Origin of the sequence: Streptomyces sp. NPDC059037 (assembly GCF_042740015.1) — a bacterium.
GTDB lineage: Bacteria > Actinomycetota > Actinomycetes > Streptomycetales > Streptomycetaceae > Streptomyces.
Genome location: NZ_JBHYIG010000211.1, coordinates 1 through 604 on the forward strand (window position 1 = coordinate 1; position 604 = coordinate 604).

Annotated in this window: 1 protein-coding gene; it reads right to left on the reverse strand. The window is 73.0% G+C overall.

Features of this window, described 5'->3' with window-relative positions; genetic code table 11:
* Positions 1-97 precede the first annotated feature (97 nt).
* Complete coding sequence (locus ACFWY6_RS32675) at positions 98-397, reverse strand: hypothetical protein (protein ID WP_384698122.1); 300 nt, start codon at positions 395-397, stop codon at positions 98-100.
* Between the last annotated feature and the right edge of the window lie 207 nt (positions 398-604).

Genomic DNA, 604 nt, shown 5'->3' on the forward strand with positions numbered 1-604 from the left:
GGGGGGGTTTTTTTTTTTTAACCCCCCCCCGCCCCCCCAATTTTTGTTTTTCTTTGAGGAATCCGAAGAAGGCGGGGCCTCACCCGTGTGCGGTGCCTCAGTTCCCCCTGCGCGGTCCCGGCGGCAGCGCCGCGGGGACCGGCTGGTGGCCCGTGCCGTGCTGCTCCTGGCCGTAGCGGGTCACATGCAGCTGGCTGAGCGTGTTGTGCCGCTGGCCCTGCCGGTCGCCCGCCCGGTGCATGCCGTACGGCATGGCGCCGAAGGCCGTGAAGCCCAGATCGTCCTCGCCGCTCCGGTCACCCGGCAGGGCCTTGAACGACCTGCGGTACTCCGAGTACAACGCGTCGTAGATCGGCGTGGCCGAGTAGGAGCCCTCGGAGTCCTGCGCCGAGCGCATGGACGGGATGGGGTTCTGGTAAGCGGGCCGGTGGCGAGTGGCGTCGTATGTGTGCACGTATGTGCCAACGACCCCATGCGCGTACGGATGCGGGGGGGGGGGGCGCGGGGGGGGGGGGGGGGGGGGTGTGGGGGCGGGGGGCGGGCGGCGGGGCCGCCCCGGGGGGGGGGGGGCCGGGGGGCCCCGCTGGGCTAGGGGCCCCCCCCC

Bases quoted from the DNA above. Each gene is read 5' to 3' on its own strand.
- ACFWY6_RS32675 (WP_384698122.1), bottom strand. From the start codon at position 397: ATGCGCTCGGCGCAGGACTCCGAGGGCTCCTACTCGGCCACGCCGATC.